The 18,716-nt window shown below is 43.8% G+C and carries 15 protein-coding genes; 8 read left to right on the top strand and 7 right to left on the bottom strand.

The genetic code is table 11. From position 1 onward, the window contains the following. The first annotated feature begins 107 nt into the window (after positions 1–107). The 3 genes from AB4375_RS13180 (at position 108) to AB4375_RS13170 (ending at position 5,596) form a co-directional block, all read left to right on the top strand. Entirely contained in the window at positions 108–1,412 is a 1,305-nt protein-coding gene (locus AB4375_RS13180) for an inosine/guanosine kinase (RefSeq protein ID WP_017064646.1), read from the top strand. A 293-nt stretch (positions 1,413–1,705) separates the two neighbouring features. Beyond that, complete coding sequence (locus AB4375_RS13175; RefSeq protein ID WP_372051764.1) at positions 1,706–3,454, top strand: formate--tetrahydrofolate ligase; 1,749 nt, start codon at positions 1,706–1,708, stop codon at positions 3,452–3,454. A 237-nt stretch (positions 3,455–3,691) separates the two neighbouring features. Beyond that, positions 3,692–5,596 (top strand): diguanylate cyclase, encoded by a 1,905-nt coding sequence (locus tag AB4375_RS13170; protein ID WP_372051762.1) that lies wholly within the window; start codon positions 3,692–3,694, stop codon positions 5,594–5,596. 63 nt (positions 5,597–5,659) lie between these two features. On the opposite strand, the gene AB4375_RS13165 is transcribed toward AB4375_RS13170, so the two are convergent. Continuing rightward, on the bottom strand, positions 5,660–6,265 hold the full coding sequence (locus AB4375_RS13165) for a beta-phosphoglucomutase family hydrolase (RefSeq protein ID WP_372051761.1): 606 nt from the start codon (positions 6,263–6,265) through the stop codon (positions 5,660–5,662). An 87-nt stretch (positions 6,266–6,352) separates the two neighbouring features. Here AB4375_RS13165 and arfB point away from each other — a divergent pair, with 87 nt between their 5' ends. Further along, positions 6,353–6,763, top strand: coding sequence for an alternative ribosome rescue aminoacyl-tRNA hydrolase ArfB (gene arfB / locus AB4375_RS13160; RefSeq protein WP_372051759.1), 411 nt, complete (start codon positions 6,353–6,355; stop codon positions 6,761–6,763). A 93-nt stretch (positions 6,764–6,856) separates the two neighbouring features. On the opposite strand, the gene AB4375_RS13155 is transcribed toward arfB, so the two are convergent. Continuing rightward, complete coding sequence (locus AB4375_RS13155; RefSeq protein WP_017059843.1) at positions 6,857–7,174, bottom strand: helix-turn-helix transcriptional regulator; 318 nt, start codon at positions 7,172–7,174, stop codon at positions 6,857–6,859. Positions 7,175–7,374: 200 nt separating this feature from the next. Here AB4375_RS13155 and AB4375_RS13150 point away from each other — a divergent pair, with 200 nt between their 5' ends. Beyond that, a complete protein-coding gene (locus AB4375_RS13150; protein ID WP_017069881.1) occupies positions 7,375–7,701 on the top strand; it encodes a hypothetical protein in 327 nt (108 codons plus the stop codon). A gap of 91 nt (positions 7,702–7,792) precedes the next feature. Here the strand turns inward: AB4375_RS13150 and AB4375_RS13145 are convergent, their stop codons facing one another. The 3 genes from AB4375_RS13145 to AB4375_RS13135 form a co-directional block, all read right to left on the bottom strand. Next, positions 7,793–8,845, bottom strand: a complete 1,053-nt coding sequence (locus tag AB4375_RS13145; protein WP_017069880.1) for a trypsin-like serine protease — start codon at positions 8,843–8,845, stop codon at positions 7,793–7,795. 279 nt (positions 8,846–9,124) lie between these two features. Then, positions 9,125–10,258 carry a glycine cleavage system aminomethyltransferase GcvT gene (gene gcvT, locus AB4375_RS13140; RefSeq protein ID WP_017059846.1) on the bottom strand — a complete coding sequence of 378 codons (1,134 nt, stop codon included), beginning with the start codon at positions 10,256–10,258 and terminating at the stop codon, positions 9,125–9,127. 447 nt (positions 10,259–10,705) lie between these two features. Beyond that, entirely contained in the window at positions 10,706–11,329 is a 624-nt protein-coding gene (locus AB4375_RS13135) for a helix-turn-helix domain-containing protein (protein WP_017059847.1), read from the bottom strand. Positions 11,330–11,769: 440 nt separating this feature from the next. Here AB4375_RS13135 and AB4375_RS13130 point away from each other — a divergent pair, with 440 nt between their 5' ends. The 3 genes from AB4375_RS13130 (at position 11,770) to gcvP (ending at position 16,463) form a co-directional block, all read left to right on the top strand. Further along, positions 11,770–13,062, top strand: a complete 1,293-nt coding sequence (locus AB4375_RS13130) for a serine hydroxymethyltransferase (RefSeq protein WP_017069879.1) — start codon at positions 11,770–11,772, stop codon at positions 13,060–13,062. A gap of 51 nt (positions 13,063–13,113) precedes the next feature. Beyond that, positions 13,114–13,494 (top strand): glycine cleavage system protein GcvH, encoded by a 381-nt coding sequence (gcvH, locus tag AB4375_RS13125; RefSeq protein WP_017064654.1) that lies wholly within the window; start codon positions 13,114–13,116, stop codon positions 13,492–13,494. 89 nt (positions 13,495–13,583) lie between these two features. Further along, entirely contained in the window at positions 13,584–16,463 is a 2,880-nt protein-coding gene (gcvP, locus tag AB4375_RS13120; RefSeq protein WP_372051756.1) for an aminomethyl-transferring glycine dehydrogenase, read from the top strand. A 530-nt stretch (positions 16,464–16,993) separates the two neighbouring features. On the opposite strand, the gene AB4375_RS13115 is transcribed toward gcvP, so the two are convergent. Beyond that, positions 16,994–17,980: a DUF262 domain-containing protein gene (locus AB4375_RS13115; RefSeq protein WP_372051754.1), complete on the bottom strand. Its 987-nt coding sequence runs from the start codon at positions 17,978–17,980 to the stop codon at positions 16,994–16,996. A gap of 5 nt (positions 17,981–17,985) precedes the next feature. Then, positions 17,986–18,594 (bottom strand): hypothetical protein, encoded by a 609-nt coding sequence (locus tag AB4375_RS13110; RefSeq protein WP_372051752.1) that lies wholly within the window; start codon positions 18,592–18,594, stop codon positions 17,986–17,988. Positions 18,595–18,716: the final 122 nt, after the last annotated feature.

Here is an 18,716-nt window from a genome sequence, read left to right as displayed (position 1 = left end):
ATCACCTGTACAGACATTGTGCAGGTGATTCAAAATGTAATAAAAATGAAAGAAACAGAAACAAAATGTGATATCATGCGGCAAAATTTTTTCACTGTATTTTTCATATGAAGTTTCCTGGACAGCGTAAATCTAAGCACTACTTTCCAACTCACGCACGTGATCCGTTGGTCAACCAAATTCAACAAACGCCTAAGCTTCACCGCGCAACGATTGTGGGTGTTGGCCAAACGATTGTTGATATCGAAGCCCGTGTTGACAACGAGTTCCTAGAAAAATACGAGCTGAGTAAAGGTCACTCACTGGTATTGGAAGAAAGTAAAGCAGATGCGCTGTATGAAGAGTTAGTTGAGCGCGGTTTGATCACGCATCAATATCCTGGCGATACTATCGGCAACACACTGCACAACTATTCCGTACTTGCGGACAGCAAATCTGTCCTGCTTGGCGTAATGTCTAAGAAGATTGAAGTTGGCTCATTTGGTTATCGTTACCTTTGCCGCACTTCTTCTCGTATGAATCTAAACCACCTTCAAACTGTTGATGGTCCAATTGGTCGTTGTTACACGCTGATTTCTGAAGATGGCGAACGTACGTTTGCAATCAACGAAGGCCACATGAACCAACTTCTTCCAGAAAGCATTCCTGAAAAAGTCTTCGAGAAAGCTTCTGCATTGGTTGTGTCGTCATACCTAATGCGTGGCAAACCTGAAGATCCGATGCCAAAAGCGGTACAAAAAGCGATTGAATACGCGAAAGCGCACAATGTGCCTGTTGTACTAACACTTGGTACTAAGTATGTGATCGAAGGCAACGCTGAATGGTGGCAAGAATACCTGAAAGAAAACGTAACCATCGTCGCGATGAACGAAGATGAAGGTGAAGCGCTAACGGGTGAAAAAGATCCTCTATTGGCTGCTAACAAGGCACTTGAGTGGGTTGACCTAGTTCTATGTACTGCAGGCCCTATTGGCCTATACATGGCAGGTTACACTGACGAGCCAGCGAAACGCGAAACCACACTGCCATTGTTACCGGGTAATATCCCTGAATTCAATAAATACGAATTTAGCCGCGCTATGCGTAAGCAAGACTGCAAAGACCCAGTAAAAGTGTATTCTCATATTGGCCCTTACCTCGGTGGCCCACTTGAAATTAAGAACACCAATGGTGCTGGTGATGGTGCACTTTCAGCACTGTTACACGACATGGCAGCAAACAGCTACCACCACGTGAATGTACCAAACTCTGAGAAACACGAGCACGCTTGTCTAACTTACTCTTCACTGTCTCAAATTTGTAAGTACGCAAACCGTGTAAGCTACGAAGTATTGACTCAGCACTCTCCTCGCCTTTCTCGCGCATTACCTGAACGCGAAGATAGCTTAGAAGAAACATATTGGGATCGTTAATCGACCATATTGGATTGCTGACTGATTGAGGTTAGCGCCTAACTAGATTACCTTTTCCTAAAGGGCTGCCATATGCAGCCCTTTTTGTATTCGACACTAATATAACTGCAGCTGAGGGTAATCTGTTCGAATATTTTGCTCGTTTAAGATTTGATCTCGCGCAATGACTCTTGAGATCTGTCATCTTCCAGCACATAATTCGTGTGGTTTGCCTTTACTTGGCAAATTTATACAGTACCATCGCCACGCAAACGTTTACGTACCACCTTTCGGTTCTGATATAAGGATCAAATATGCTGTCTGATATTGATATTTGTCGCTCTACTCACCTTAAAAACATCAGTGAGGTTGCCAAGCAAGCAGGCCTGCACCAGAACGAACATCAGCCATTAGGGCAATACAAGTCTAAAGTGTCTCTCACATCACTTGAACGCCTCGTCAACCAACAAGATGGTAAATTGGTCGTGGTAACGGCTATCACACCGACACCTCTTGGTGAAGGCAAAACCGTCACTACTATCGGATTAGCACAAGGCCTCGCAAAGATTAACCAATCTGCAATGGCCTGCATTCGCCAGCCTTCAATGGGTCCGGTATTTGGTGTAAAAGGTGGCGCTGCGGGTGGTGGTTACTCTCAAGTTGCCCCTATGGAACAATTAAACCTGCACCTGACGGGCGATATTCATGCTGTTACGGCCGCTCACAACCTCGCCTCTGCCGCCATTGATGCACGTTTGTATCATGAACAGCGTGAAGGGTTAGACGCCTTTGAAACGCGCTCAGGCTTAAAAGCATTGAATATCGACCCAAGCAGAATCGTTTGGCGACGTGTACTTGACCATAATGATCGCGCATTACGCATGATCACGGTTGGCAAGAACGAAGCAGACAAAACAATTAATGGCTTTGAGCGCGAAGATGGATTTGATATCTCAGCCGCTTCTGAGCTAATGGCCATTCTTGCTCTAGCTGATGACCTTCAAGATTTAAGAAAGCGTATCGGACGGGTGGTACTTGCTTACAACAAACAAGGCTTGCCGCTAACCGCAGATGACTTCAACGTTGCAGGCGCAATGACCGTGACCATGAAGGATTCTATTGAACCAACATTGATGCAAACCCTTGAAGGCGTTCCTACCCTAATTCACGCCGGGCCTTTCGCGAACATCGCACATGGTAACTCTTCAATTATTGCCGATAAAATAGCGTTAAAGCTGAGTGACTTTGTGGTAACTGAAGGTGGTTTCGGCTCAGACATGGGCTTTGAGAAAGCGTGCAACATAAAAGCGAAAGCGTCGAACAAGAAGCCCGATTGCGCTGTGGTTGTCGCAACCTTACGTGGATTAAAGGCTAACTCTGGTTTATACGATTTGAGACCCGGCACTCCGTTACCTGATTCAATCTTTAATGATGACCAAGACGCGCTTGTTGCAGGGTTTGAGAACCTAAAATGGCACATCACTAACGTTAAGCAATACCAAGTGCCTACAGTTGTTGCGATTAACCGATTCCCACAAGACTCAGCTCAAGAGCTCGATGCTTTGAAACAGATGATCACCGACTTCGATCCAAGCGTTAGCGTTGAAGTAAGCGAAGCATTTGGTCAAGGTGGCGAAGGCGCGACTCAACTGGCTCACGCTGTAGTCAAAGCTTGCCAAAAACAGAGTGAATTTAAGCCTTTGTATCACTCAGAGCAAAGCCTAGAAGAAAAGCTGATGGCAGTTGCTGAAGTTGGTTATGGCGCGGCAAGTATTTCGCTATCTCCACTGGCTAAAAAACAACTGGCTGAATTCAAACTGCATGGCTATAACGACCTATCGGTTTGTTTAGCAAAAACACCATTATCGATCTCGACAGAAGCACACGTAAAAGGTGCACCAATCCAATTTGACGTGCCCGTTAGAGAACTAAAATTGTGTGCTGGTGCTGGTTTTATTTACGCGTTGTGCGGCAATGTGATGACCATGCCAGGCTTGCCTGACAAACCGGCGTTCATGTCGTTAGATATTGATAGTAATGGAAATATCGTAGGCCTAAGCTAGCTGCCCTTAGTTAGATAATCGGCAATTAATCGCGATTAATTTAGCTTAGGTTTCGGAGCAGTGTTCTATATTGAGCAATCATTTACTAACGAAATGATTGCTCAACAATCAAGCTTAACTGCAAAAAGTTGCACTTAAATCGTAGTTATATGCGAATCTTGTCTTAACTTCTCGGTCAAGATCACATTAAAAACCCTATAAAATATATAGTATTGCGCTGATTCTTTGAGGACAGTGATGAATACAAGTATAAAAAAACTAGTCAGCCAATTTCTATGTACCATCTTTGCCCTAGGACTAGTCCCTGCCCTCTACATCAATTCTGAACTTGACAGAATTGATGCTCAGCACACTCTAAATATTAAGCAGTCTAGCCAAAATCAAATCGAATACAGCTTTCATGAACTCGCTATTATTGTTGAGCAAATCTCTAACTCTGTTCCTTCAATCGCCGACTCTCAAACACTACTCCGAGCGATTCGAGAACCTTCTATTATCCATAAAGAAACCCTGCAAGATCTTTGGGTGATGTTAGCTCGTGGCCAAAAATACTATTCCCAGCTTCGTTACCTCGATCTAGCTGGCAACGAAGTGTTTCGCGTTAATTATAAAGACAATCAAGCAATCGTGGTTCCAGATAGTGAACTGCAGAACAAGTCTTCGCGTGATTACTATGAGGTACTACAGCAATTAAAGATTGGTGAGATTAGCTCTCGCGGTATTGATCTTGAAGTCGAAAACGGAGAGATCGTTCGCCCTTTGATTCCAGCGCTACGCATTATGACGCCAGTCGCTGAAAACAACCGCATTATTGGTTACTTCATCGCAAACCTGAACATGCTTGAGATTTATAAGCGCCTTCACTATCAAATTGGTGCATCTTCTGCTGTTCCTATTATTCTCAACAAAACCGGACACATAATCATGGGGCCGGATCCTACGGAATCTTTCGGACATGTAATTGAATCACGTTCAGAGCAGACTTACGCAAAGTTATACCCTGAGCTTTGGACTGCGATTCAAGACAAGACATCTTCGAGCTATTTCGATGGTGAGAACTGGTATTTTCATTCCGACATCAGCCCTAAAATCAAACAGTTTGAAGGCCCTATTTACATGGTTCTTCACATTGAAAATCAGCAGTTCAGCAGTCAATACCGAGAAGAAAAACAAGCGATCGTCGTTCAGATCATCACCTTGTCTTTCTTGATTTCGATGATCTCCGCTGGCTTCGTATTGTGGAACAGCAACCACAAGAAGAACAGTATCGAGAGCCAACTTGCTAAGGCCGCAATGAATGGCATGTCTGCCTTGGTGATTACCGACAGAAACAACCGAATCATCAAAGTAAACCAAGAGTTCACCCGTGTGAGTGGCTACGAGTTAGAAGACGTAAAAGGCCGCCAACCGTCCATGTTTGCCTCTGGTCGCTACAACGAAGAGTTCTACATCAAGATGTGGAGCATCATCAAAGAGAAAGGCATGTGGGAAGGCGAAGTGGTTAATCGTCGTAAAGACGGGTCTTTGATCACGGAAATATTGCGAATCCAAACCATTAAAGACTCGAAAGACGTGATTCAGTTTTATGTCGCTTCATTTGTGGATATAAGTAAACACAAAGAGCTAGAAAACAAACTGAGAAACCTGAGTGAAAAAGATGCCTTAGCTGGGTGTTGGAACCGCCGTAAATTCGATCTTGAGCTGCGAGATGAGTGCTCTCGTGTTAATCGTTACCCTACTCGCGAACAGTCTTGTTTAGCGATTTTGGACATAGACCACTTCAAACGCATCAACGACAGATTTGGTCACGATTATGGAGATCGCGTCATTCAAACCGTTGCTCAAGTATTACAACGAGAGTGCCGAGAAACTGATTTTGTGGCTCGTATTGGTGGCGAAGAGTTTGGCGTTATTCTGCCTCATACCACAACAGAAGAAGCTGAGTATGTACTTAACAGATTGAGAATCGCAGTCAGTATTGAGCTCGATAACGTGGTGACGGTCAGTGGTGGAATTACCAACCTGACCAACGACCCTGCTCTTAACTACAAGTGCGCCGATTTAGCACTTTATGAAGCCAAAGCAGCAGGTCGAAACAGTGTGTGCCTGTTCCTAGACAGCGAAATGAGCGAAATCGCCTAACAGAAAATCAGTATTGTTCCGCTAGGCTATTAGTTTGGCGGTTTAACAACCCAATCCTTGCAATCAGCTTGGTGCAGGATAGAACTCTAGTTTGTTCCCCTCTACCACTAGAATACAATCCATGTTCGCAGCATGAGCAGCCTGCTTACCTAGGTTCGTATCTTCAAACACAACACACTGCTTTGGCTGCAAACCCATACCAAAACACGCATCTAAGAAAGTATCCGGATTTGGTTTGTGATTCTTAACGTCTGTTGCTGTCACGAGAATATCGAGCTTACTCAAGATCTCTGTCTTATCCAGTAACTGTTCGGCACTTTGACGTTGACTGCCCGTTCCGACTGCAATCTTCTTGTTACCCAGATGCTCTAACAACAGAGAGTGAGTACAAGGGATAACGTCTCCTTTTTCTTCGATAGCCGCAAACGACGCCATTTTAAACGTAGAAACCGCTTGTGGGTCGAGCGATAAACCGTATTTGCTGTTCACCTCACCGGCTATCTTATAACTCGGCATGCCACCTAAGCTATGCAGCCAAGACGCTTCAAAATGAAAGCCAAACTCTTCAGCCGTTCGCTCCCACGCCTTTACATGTGCAGGCATTGTATCGATCAACGTACCGTCCATATCAAAGATTAATCCTTCATATGCCGTTAAATCTATTTTCATCACTACTACCACTCTTAAATAAAGTTACTGATACCATAACCAATATTCAGTATCATGGCGCCATATTACCGTTCAAAATGGATGTTTATGTTACAAATATCTAACTCTGTTTCGATTCAAGACTGGGAACTCCAGTTAACAGCGATCAGAGCACAAGGAGCCGGCGGTCAGAACGTCAATAAAGTATCGAGCGCGATACATTTACGTTTTGATATCAAGCACTCTACCCTACCTGACTTCTATAAAGAAAAGCTCCTCGCATACAAAGATAGCCGCATCACCAAAGACGGTGTGATTATCATTAAAGCGCAACAGTATAGAACTCAGGAACAAAACCGAGATGATGCTTTAGTGCGCTTGAAAGAATTGATCTTGGAAGCGACAAAGGTTCAAAAAGTAAGACGAGCAACTAAGCCGACGCGTGGCTCTCAGAAAAGACGTTTAGAAAGCAAAAAACAAAGAAGCACCACCAAACAGCTGCGTGGAAGAGTGAGCTGATGGCTTCATGCCCTCAGAGAACACATTACCCTAGAAGTATCTGTCAATTTGACTAACGAATCGATCTATTACGCTGTTTATTTGAAAGAAAGACTACTGCTTCTTTTTGACCGACAAAATCAGCTTGATCAACAACAGGCGCTCTTCGCTGGTCAGCAGACGACTGACCGCAGCTACATCTTCCGCTGTTACTTGTGATGCGCCAACAATATCAAGCACCACATCCAAATCCGTCACTTTTAAGGTTCTAGTGATTGAACGATACTGAGACATCTTGATGTCCGCCTCTCCGCGTTCAATCCTTTGATAGGTTTTTAAGCTCATTCCTGCACTCGAGGCTAACTTTTCTTGAGACAAGTTGGCTTGTTTCCTACGCTCAATCAGCGCCAATATTATGGGTTCTTGTGACATAAGCTCATCCTCAAAAGACAGTTATGTCCTAAATTCAGCAAGAAGCAGACCATATTGACTTGTGATGGTTTACATAAGCCATCAAAGGCATATTATTCGCTTGATAAAACCGTTACGTTTCATAAACCTTCACACTGATATCAGTTGTGAACGTACAGGCTAGGTAACTTGAGTATTCAAGTGTTGGGAAATAATAAAAATTGCATATTGCGAATAAGAAAGACGTCAAATTGGAAATTGCGAATCGTTATAAATTGGCATTTCCTTGCATTAAGCACGCATTAGAAACGGACAATGCCCGCCCAGAAATTATTGCAGTGCAGCATAGGCTACTCACTTACAAAGAAGTGCTGCTGCACGGAAGTATGTTGGAAGAGAAAGAATTGAAGCAGGCCTTTTCTGCTCTGAACCAAAATGAAAAAGGTGTCGCACAAGGCGGTATTCAAAGCATCAACGACGCAGTTAAAGAGATGGATGTGATTGTCGAAAGGTACAGTAGAAAAGCGTCTACTGAATTCTGTGCCTAATCCTCTGAACGGCTTAAACAAACAAAACAAAAACGGCCAGTCATAGTTGAATGACTGGCCGTTTGTTTAGCTAACATGAAGACGTGGGTATCTAACAAGACATCGCTCTTCTAAACCTACCGAGTAACATCAACGCGCCTAGTAAGCCAAATGACACACTGCCTCCTGAGCCAGATGAGCTTCTACCAGCAGAAGCAGTACGTTTCGCGTCTGTTGAAACAAACTTAGCAGTTTCAGTTCCAGCCATAACACTGTCGATCCAATCTTTATAGTCATAGATTTCTGTGAATACAGAAGTTATGGTGGAGGTGCCACCACATGTACCTGGACCGAAGCTAGTTATTCCAACCTGCCTATAGTCAACACCATCTCTCCAGTAAACTGGACCACCTGAATCACCTTGGCATGTGCCATTGAATAGTCCGGTAGATGAGCTGTAGTTGCCGTTAAAGCAGATCTGGTTGTTAGTTAAAGCTGCTTCATTAATAAAATCGGCCGTTGCACAAGTCGCATTATCTACATAATTAAGATCTGCTTTTTGTAATAAGGTAGTGCCGTCAAATTCAGAACGTGTATCACCGTGACCCACAGCAGTAAACGTCTCTAAAGAACTACGATAGCCCTCAGAAGTTGGTCGCTTCACAATATCATTAACGGAATCTATGTTGAGCGCACTTTCAAGTTTTAAAATGGCTACGTCATTACGTAATAAATCGTTCAAGCTATTTGAGTAATTACTAGGATAAAACACCTCAGAGACTCGAACCTTTTCAATGCTTCCATTTGGAAATTGGGAAGAGTCTTCCAATTGAGGAACAACTACCGTGAAAAGTTGAGCATTCTCATCACCATAAATACAGTGTGCAGCAGTCAGTACATGATAGTTATCTAAAATTGTCGCACCACAGTAAGGGCCTGTTGAGTAAACACCGTCATAATCAATACGATCAATGAACAAGCTTGCCATCGAAGGAAATTCCGTGACTGAAGCGTCGCTACCATTCACAATATAGGGTGTTACACCCAAATCAGGAGTACTTTCGTCCGTGTTTTCCGTTGCCATAACACTTGATGTGTAAATTAATGGCGCTAAAAGCCCTAAAACGGCTTTACGAACCGGCCTCATTGTATGGTTTACGTTCATAGTTAACTCCTTGTAACCCCTACTACTTATTTACAAAAATGATGAATCGTCACCATAACACGTCACAATCGTGATTATAGTAAGTATTTGTAACGATATCGCCACATATCTCATTTTATAAACGAATTTTAAGTAACCGTTGTTAGTGGGTAACGTTAAAAGCAATACGTTACCAAAGACATACGCTACCAAAATCAAAAAAGCCTACCGTTAGGCTTCCCAATAAAGAGAAGCAAACAATAGGCTTTCATTTAGCTTAGTGGTTTCTCTTAAAAGAGATTAGCCACGATAGTAACGCTGAGGTACGAATGGCATTTTTTCTACTGTCATTGGTAGCTTCTTGCCACGAACTTCAGCGAATACTTCAGTGCCAATAACCGCTAGGTCAGTACGAACGTAAGCCATAGAAACAGGCTTGCCCGCGTTAGGACCCGCAGTACCACTTGTTACAACGCCAATCTTGTTGTCTTCAGCATCGAACAGCTCAGCGCCTTCACGTACTGGTGCTTTAGTCTGACCAACAAGACCAACACGCTTGCGTTGAACGTCTTTAGTCGCGATTTGCTCAAGGATGATATCAGCGCCAGGGAAACCGCCTGCACGTTCACCGTCAGTACGACGCACTTTTTGGATACCCCATAAAAGGCTAGCTTCTACCGGCGTTGTTGTTGTATCTAGATCGTGACCGTACAGACATAGACCACACTCAAGACGAAGTGAGTCACGAGCACCAAGGCCAATCCACTCTACTTCTGCTTCTGATGTTAGTTTACGAGCAAGTGCTTCAGCGTGATCGTTCGGTACTGAGATTTCGTAGCCATCTTCACCGGTATAACCACTGCGGCTTACGATGCACTCTACGCCGTCGATATCGACTTTTTGAACATCCATGAACAGCATGTCTGCAACGCTTGGTTGGAAACGAGCCAGAACTTCAGACGCTTTCGGACCTTGAAGTGCTAATAGAGCGCGGTCATCAATCACTTCCATTTTTACGTCTGCAGGAAGGTGAGCCGTTAGGTGGTCGATATCTTGTGTTTTACACGCCGCGTTCACAACAACAAATAGGTGATCGCCAAGGTTAGCAACCATAAGATCATCCATGATGCCGCCCTGTTCATTAGTAAAGAAGGCGTAGCGCTGCTTACCAGAAGGCAGGTCGATAATATCTACTGGAACCAGAGATTCTAAAACAGCGGCTGCATTTTCACCGTGTAGACGCAGTTGCCCCATGTGAGAAACATCAAAAAGACCAGCAGCGTCACGAGTGTGTAAGTGCTCTTTCTTTACACCTAGTGGATACTGAACTGGCATGTCGTAGCCAGCAAAAGGAACCATTTTTGCGCCGACTTCAACGTGAAGTGCATGCAGAGGTGTTTTTAGTAGGTCTTGATTAGCGTGTTCTTGAGTCATTTTATTCTCCATGAAGCGTTGCAGGCTTTCCAAATCGAATCTGCCGCTTATATCTCTATTTAGAGTCGCCTCTAACGATATGGGTTAACGTTAGAAACAGTAGATAGTAAAAAGTGATGTCTTCTATATAGGCTTTTATTACTAGCGATATAAAAAGAGGCTTCTGTATAAAAGCTATACGACTCACTTTCTAAGAATTCACTTCAGTAAACTTCAATCAACATGAGTAAACCGTGTTCACTATAGTAAACAAGCCTGAGTCAGTTTTACACCCTTAACAAGATTAAAACAGCTCAAAATGTGATATTTAACAATTTAAAAACAACTTTCAGTCGCATACAAAAACGCGATATTGATGCTTTTCACACCAACATCGCGTCTTTTGGCAAACGTTAGAAACAAAAGCAAACGTTTGCATTCACTATAAGAAATTCTAACTTTGTTAACTTATTTTGCAGTCACCCACAAAATCAGTGCATCTTCTGTACTAGTAGAAATCAACATATGCCCCATGTTGGCGTCGTAATACATGCTGTCACCTTCGCTCATGGGTACCGGCTCATAGAATTCTGAGTAGAACATCACATCACCAGAGATCACCATCAAGAACTCCTCACCATCGTGGCGAACCCAATCGTTATACTCTTCAAAGGTGCGTGCTCTCACTCGGCTCTTGAACGGCATCATCTTCTTATTCGAAAGTTCTGTCGCGAGCAGTTCATGCTCGTAAGTCGGAGTTGGGTGAGGTTTGCCCTGACCTGCTTTAGTTAAGTCACGACGTCCTGTGGCAACCTTTTTTCTTGGTGGCTCAAAGAGTTGCGGCATATCAATTTGCAAACCCATAGCCAATTTCTGCATCGCTTGGAACGTCGGTGAGATTTGTTCGTTCTCGATTTTACTCAGCGTAGAGCGCGCCAAACCAGTACGTTGGCTCGCCTCTTCTAACGTAATGCCCAGCTTGCTGCGGATATCTTTAATACGCTGGCCGAGCCTAAGTGGTTCGATATTCTGATCTAACGTCTCTTTCGCCAACGTTAAAGATGGGTACTCATCATAAATGTCTTCTGACATAGGTCCCTCATTCATTTCTTACTTCCTGTCTATTGATTTCATTGTTGCATGAAGCGCTTTGTTGATTAAAGAGCACACAGGGAAATAAAGCGTGCTCCCTGTAGCAAAACGAGAAAATCTGTTTCCTATTGGAAATTTTTGTTGAAAATTGATTTTATCGGAGCTATGTTATCGACTTGTTAGATGAAGGGATGCTACTTCAGCTTGCAGCAAGTGATAGATTTAACATTTGTAAGAGCTGTTTTTTACCCGAAATTTTTGGGAACCAATTCGTGCTGCATTGACCCTACAACGATCGCTTTGACGCTATGGTCGTATAAATAAGAAGCAACGCACTATTTATACACCTATATAACGCAAACGATACCGATGCAGAAATCAACGTAAGACCTAATGGACTATAAAAACAATCACCATTAGCTTAATGAAAGGTCTCGACAATGAACGCTTATCAAAACCATAGCTTAGACAGTTTTTTCTCTACGAACCTATCTGCGACTGACGACGCAGTATTTGCTGGAATCCAAGCAGAGAACACTCGTCAAAACGAACAAATCGAACTTATTGCTTCTGAGAACATCGTTTCTAAAGCAGTAATGCAAGCTCAAGGCACTTGCCTTACCAACAAATACGCAGAAGGCTACCCAGGCCGTCGTTACTACGGTGGTTGTGAGCACGTAGATACAGTAGAAGCTATTGCGATTGAACGTGCTAAACAGCTATTCAAGTGTGAATACGCGAACGTACAACCTCACTCAGGTGCTCAAGCGAACGGCGCAGTTAAACTTGCCCTACTTCAACCTGGCGACACTATCCTAGGTATGTCTCTTGACGCTGGTGGTCACCTTACGCACGGTGCACGCCCTGCGCTTTCAGGCAAATGGTTCAACGCAGTTCAATACGGCGTAGACCGCGACACTCTTGAAATCGATTACGAAGCGGTACGCGCTCTCGCTATCGAATGCCAACCTAAAATGATTATTGCAGGTGGTAGTGCTATCCCACGCGTTATCGACTTCGCTAAATTCCGCGAAATCGCTGACGAAGTTGGCGCTATCCTTATGGTAGATATGGCACACATCGCGGGTCTTATCGCGACAGGTGCTCACCCTAGCCCACTACCACACGCACACGTTGTTACAACAACAACGCACAAAACACTTCGTGGCCCACGCGGCGGTATGATTCTGACGAACCACGAAGACATCAACAAAAAGATCAACTCTGCAGTGTTCCCTGGCCTACAAGGCGGCCCACTCATGCACGTTATCGCGGCTAAAGCAGTGGCGTTTGGCGAAGCACTTGGCCCAGAATTTAATACTTATATTGATTCAGTGATCGACAACGCAAAAGTTCTTGCTGAAGTGTTGCAAACTCGCGGTTGTGACATTGTGACTGGCGGAACAGACACGCACCTAATGCTGGTTGACCTTCGTCCTAAGGGCTTGAAAGGTAACGTAACTGAAGAAGCATTAGAGCGTGCAGGGATCACATGTAACAAAAATGGCATACCATTCGACTCAGAGAAGCCTATGATTACCTCTGGCATTCGTTTAGGTACGCCAGCTGGAACCAGTCGTGGTTTTGGCACTGAAGAATTCAAACTTATCGGTGAATGGATCGGCGATGTTCTTGACGGCTTAGTTGAAAGCCCTGTAGGCAACGCTGAAGTTGAGCAACGTGTTCGCAAGCAAGTTAAAGAGCTTTGCAAACGCTTCCCTCTTTACCGTTAAACCGTTTTTAAGATTTAAATTAAAACCTCATAAATTTTTGGAGAATAAGCAATGGACAATACACTAAAGTTTGCAGACAGCCACGAGTGGGTAAAAGACAACGGTGACGGTACTGTGACTATCGGTATTTCTGAGCACGCTCAAGAGATGCTAGGTGACGTTGTGTTTGTTGACCTGCCTGACACTGACGACGAAATTGAAGCTGGCGAAAGCTTCTCTCTAGTTGAATCAGTGAAAGCTGCTTCTGATATCTACGCACCAATCTCTGGCGAAATCGTAGAAATCAACGAAGAATTAGAAGATAGCCCAGAGCTAATCAACGAAGAACCTTATGAAGGTGGTTGGATTGTTAAAGTGAAGATGTCTGATGCGTCTGAACTAAACAACCTTAAAGATGCGGAAGAATACCTAAGCTCTATCGAAGAAGACTAATAGGTAACCTCATTACGATAAAGCTGCTCTTTTGAGCAGCTTAATTTTAGGGGCTAGCTCACGGCTCCAGAGAGAAAGTAGAACATATCATGACTGAATTACTTCAAAGCCAATTACTGAAAGACCTGGGTACTCAAAACGAGTTTGTTGCTCGTCATAACGGCCCAAATAAAGCAGACCAGCAAAAAATGCTTGAAGCGATCAACGCGACTAGCCTAGACGCACTGATCGACGAAACGGTTCCTGCACAAATCCGTCTTGAAAAACCAATGACACTTGCTGCGCCACTAAGCGAAATGGACATGCTGACCTCTCTTAAAGAGATCGCTAACCTAAACCAAGTGAAACGTACTTTCATTGGCCAAGGCTACTACAACACATTCACTCCAAACGTTATTCTACGTAACGTTTTAGAGAACCCAGGCTGGTACACAGCTTACACACCATACCAACCAGAGATCTCTCAAGGTCGTCTTGAAGCTCTACTCAATTACCAACAAATGGTAATGGACTTAACTGGTATGGAAATCGCGAACGCGTCTCTTCTTGATGAAGCGACAGCGGCTGGCGAAGCTATGACACTGTGTAAGCGTGCAGGCAAAAGCAAGAGCAAAGTATTCTTCGTTGCTGACGATGTTCACCCTCAAACACTAGAAGTTGTTAAAACTCGTGCTGAGTACATCGGTTTTGAAGTAATGGTTGGTGCTCTTGAAACACTTCCAGAGCAAGACGTATTTGGTGCATTAGTTCAATACCCTGGTACAACGGGCGAAGTTCGTGACCTAACAGACATCATTGCGAAAGCTCAAGCAAACAAGACTCTTGTAACGGTTGCAACTGACCTACTTGCTTCTGCTCTACTTAAGCCAGCTGGCGAAATGGGCGCAGACGTAGTAATCGGTTCAGCACAACGTTTCGGCGTTCCTATGGGGTACGGCGGTCCACACGCTGCATTCATGGGTACTCGTGAAAAGCATAAGCGTACAATGCCAGGTCGTGTAATCGGTGTTTCTATCGATACTCACGGTAACCAAGCGCTACGTATGGCAATGCAAACTCGTGAGCAACATATCCGCCGTGAGAAAGCGACATCAAACATCTGTACAGCTCAAGCACTTCTAGCAAACATGGCGTCTTTCTACGCGGTTTACCACGGTGCAGAAGGCCTACGTACTATCGCTCGTCGTACACACCACATGACAGCTATCCTAGCGGCTGGCCTGACTAAAGCGGGTTACGAGCTAACAAACAACAGCTTCTTCGATACCATCACAATCAACTCTGAAGAGAAGACAGATGCACTGTACGCGAAAGCACAAGCAGCAGACATCAACTTGCGCCTTCTTAAAGGTAAGATCGGTATCAGCTTAGATGAAACAACCACAGTCGACGACGTGAATGCCCTATTCGCTATCTTCGACGTAAAAGAAGACGTTCAAGCGCTATCTTCTGACATTGCATCAAATGAGTTTGCGGCAATTCCAGAAAACTGTCGTCGTGAATCAGAGTTCCTAACTCACCCAGTGTTCAACACGCACCACAGCGAAACGCAAATGATGCGTTACCTAAAACAGCTTGAGAACAAAGACTTCTCACTAACGCACGGCATGATCCCACTGGGCAGCTGTACGATGAAGCTGAACGCTGCTGCTGAGATGATTCCAGTAACATGGCCTGAGTTTGGTTCAATTCACCCATTCGCACCTCTAGAGCAAGCGGCGGGTTACACAGCACTAGCAAAAGATCTTAAAGAGAAGCTATGTGAAATCACCGGTTACGACGATTTCTCACTACAGCCTAACTCTGGAGCATCTGGCGAATACGCAGGTCTAATCGCGATTCAACGCTACCACGCAAGCCGCGGTGAAGGTCACCGTAACGTTTGTCTGATTCCAAGCTCGGCGCACGGTACTAACCCTGCAACAGCATCAATGGTTTCTATGAAGGTAGTGGTTGTTAAGTGTGATGAAGATGGCAACATCGACATGACAGACCTAGCAGCGAAAATCGAGAAGCACAAAGAAAACCTATCAAGCATCATGATCACTTACCCTTCTACGCACGGCGTATACGAAGAGCAAGTGAAAGAAGTGTGTGAACAAGTACACGCAGCGGGCGGTCAGGTTTATCTAGACGGCGCGAACATGAACGCTCAAGTAGGTCTAACTTCACCTGGCTTCATCGGTTCAGACGTATCTCACTTGAACCTACACAAAACATTCTGTATCCCACACGGTGGTGGCGGTCCGGGTATGGGTCCTATCGGTGTTAAATCGCACCTAGCGCCTTTCCTACCAGGTCACATCGAAAACGGTGTACAAGGTTCTGACTACGCGGTATCAGCAGCAGATTTAGGCAGTGCTTCAATTCTACCTATCTCTTGGGCTTACATCGCGATGATGGGCGAACCTGGCCTAACAGATGCGACTAAAGTTGCGATTCTGAACGCGAACTACGTGATGGAAAAACTGCGTCCTCACTACCCTGTTCTTTACCGTGGTACTAATGGCCGCGTAGCGCACGAATGTATTATCGATATTCGTCCACTAAAAGAAGAAACAGGCATCAGCGAAGAAGATATTGCTAAGCGTCTAATGGACTTCGGTTTCCACGCGCCTACGATGTCTTTCCCAGTAGCTGGCACGCTAATGGTAGAACCAACTGAATCAGAAGATTTAGAAGAGCTAGACCGTTTCTGTGAAGCGATGATCGCAATCCGTCACGAAATGGCAGCAGTGAAAAACGGTGAATGGCCACTAGACAACAACCCTCTAGTGAACGCACCGCACACACAAGTTGATCTAGCTGGCGCAGAATGGGATCGCCCTTACTCTCGTGAACTTGGTTGTTTCCCATCGAAAGCAACGAAGAACTCGAAGTACTGGCCAACAGTTAACCGTGTAGACAACGTATACGGCGACCGTAACCTAATCTGTTCTTGCCCAAGCATCGATAACTACGAAGACTAATTCGTAGCGGCGCTAAGCAGCAAAACATAACAAAAGGCGAACCAAATGGTTCGCCTTTTTGTTTTCTGAAATTCGAGAAAAACAAATGCATTGACCTTACCGTAAGGGAAAGGGTTAAGGTGGAATGACAATCACGACAAATTAGGAAATAATTATGGGATGTTGTAACAAAGCGCCAAAAGGTGGAGCCCCTCTTGGCTTGCTTCTGAAGGTAACGCTTGGGATTGGTCTTTTTGTTTTTCTGCTGGCGTTGTGGCAGTAAGAGGCTAATACAAAGATAGGTTTGAAACTAAGCAATGATGGCATGGTCATGATAGATAGCGCCAAGTAGGCCGAATATGGAGCGACGATCCAAAACCGATCGACATAAGTTTAGCGGATATTTGACAACCGGGGGAATCCATATAGCCCCTTTAAGGGGTGAGAAACGCAATACGAAAGCCTCAGCATGCCATCTTAAACACTAAACGCAACGCACAGCGAAAATGCCACACGTTGCGAATTACTCTTGAACAGTTTGTTAGAAGGTTCTAGCCGAATACGAAATTTCTAAAGATTTCTGAGCGAGTGACGCGAGACTTCCTATTATTTGTTCCAGCGTACATATAGCCATAATAAACGCCAAAATCATTGTCTTTAGTATGTCGGTTAGCCATTACATACCCCTCTAACTCTAGCAACTTAGATTTAAAGTCTGTCGGAATGCTATAGGCGAGACAAATCTCAACTACTAAAGTGAAAAAGTTTGATTTTCTAAACCAGATTGAATCCAGTTCGAGTTCCAATGTTTTGACTACACTAATAGCCTCTAGAATAAGAGACTTCGTTTTATGAGCGTTAATATATTCTTCATTGAACTCCGCAACACACTTTTCTAGCTCATTATCCCTATGATAGTAGCCACCTCGTTCTATAGTCGACATTACTTGTAAGAAGAAATGTACATCAGCCATTCTCGTAAATTCGGAATCATGGAACACTCCGAATTCGCCAAGTTCAATCTCGTGTGAGAGCTCCTTAGCCACTTGAATAAACTTACCGTCATAGATCGCATTCTGAATTTCAATATCTTCAAGCTTGAACTTCGTCAGATTGATACGTCTGAAAATTTCTCTAACTAACGATTCTTCAACTTTACCAATATCACGTACGACCACCTGATACTCCAAGAAGTTAATTCTCTCGTCTTCTGTAAGATCTTCAAATCTCTTAACTAAGCTCAAAGGCTTTTCAAATGTATCATCGATATAATTGCGAATAGTAGTCAAGCGCTGCTGTCCATCAATCACTTTTTGAGAAGTTCTTAACTTCTTGGTGTCAATTTTTCCCTGACAAACATATATTTCAGGGAACGGGTAACCATTAATAATGGTGTCTAGGAACTGCTCTTGGTGTTCTTGCGTCCATACAAACTTACGTTGGAAGTCGGGAGATATATCTAACTTGTTATCTTCGATTTTCTCGTACAAGTCTGCAATGGTCGGGTTTGTAACTGAAGGTTTAATTTGATGTCCCATGATAATTACTTCCTAAGTTTGGCTCTTTTTTGAACGTCAATAAGACCACTAACAATATAATTTTCGAGATGCTGATAACTCTTAAATACACCAGCACTAACTTTGTAATTTCCGACCTCGGAACGACCGTATGACAAAGTATTAAAAAAATCAAACCAATCTGATTTGACGCTACTCATCTGGAAAGAGAGAGGCAATTTGTCAGGTCTTACCCAACCTAAAGCTACATACTCCAGAAATTCGTGATACATCTCTAGCTCATGTTCTTGCACAGTCGCCCGGGCTTTTCTGAAGCGCATTTGATACTTTGAGATATCCCACATGATATTCTCAAATAGGCTTGGTGAGATAACCGCCACATCAATATCTGAGTCATAGTCAAATACCTTTCTCTTGAAAGGGCTAAACCCCAACTTCCCAGAGCCAGTTATATATATTTCATGAAATGAAATATCAAACTTGCTAGCTATTTTTTTTCTGAATTCATAGAAGTCATTCTCTCTCTCTTTAAAAACATATGGAGTACCATGAAGAACATGTTTCCTACTGAAGTCGAAAATCTTATCCGGTGTATCAAGCTTAACTAGCTCATCTATAAAGTCACTCAGTTCCAATAGATCTCCTACCTTCTAATTTTTCTATCTAGTTTCTTATGCCATCAATTGTACTAGCCTTCGTCTATCCATAACAATCAGCTATATCGTCACCTTAGTGATTAGCGTAGCAAATATATAAT

The sequence above is a fragment of the Vibrio sp. 10N.261.51.C6 genome (assembly GCF_041471785.1).
Taxonomy (GTDB): domain Bacteria; phylum Pseudomonadota; class Gammaproteobacteria; order Enterobacterales; family Vibrionaceae; genus Vibrio; species Vibrio crassostreae_C.
The sequence above is the reverse complement of the archived record's forward strand: the minus strand, read 5'-3'. Positions and strand labels throughout refer to the sequence as shown.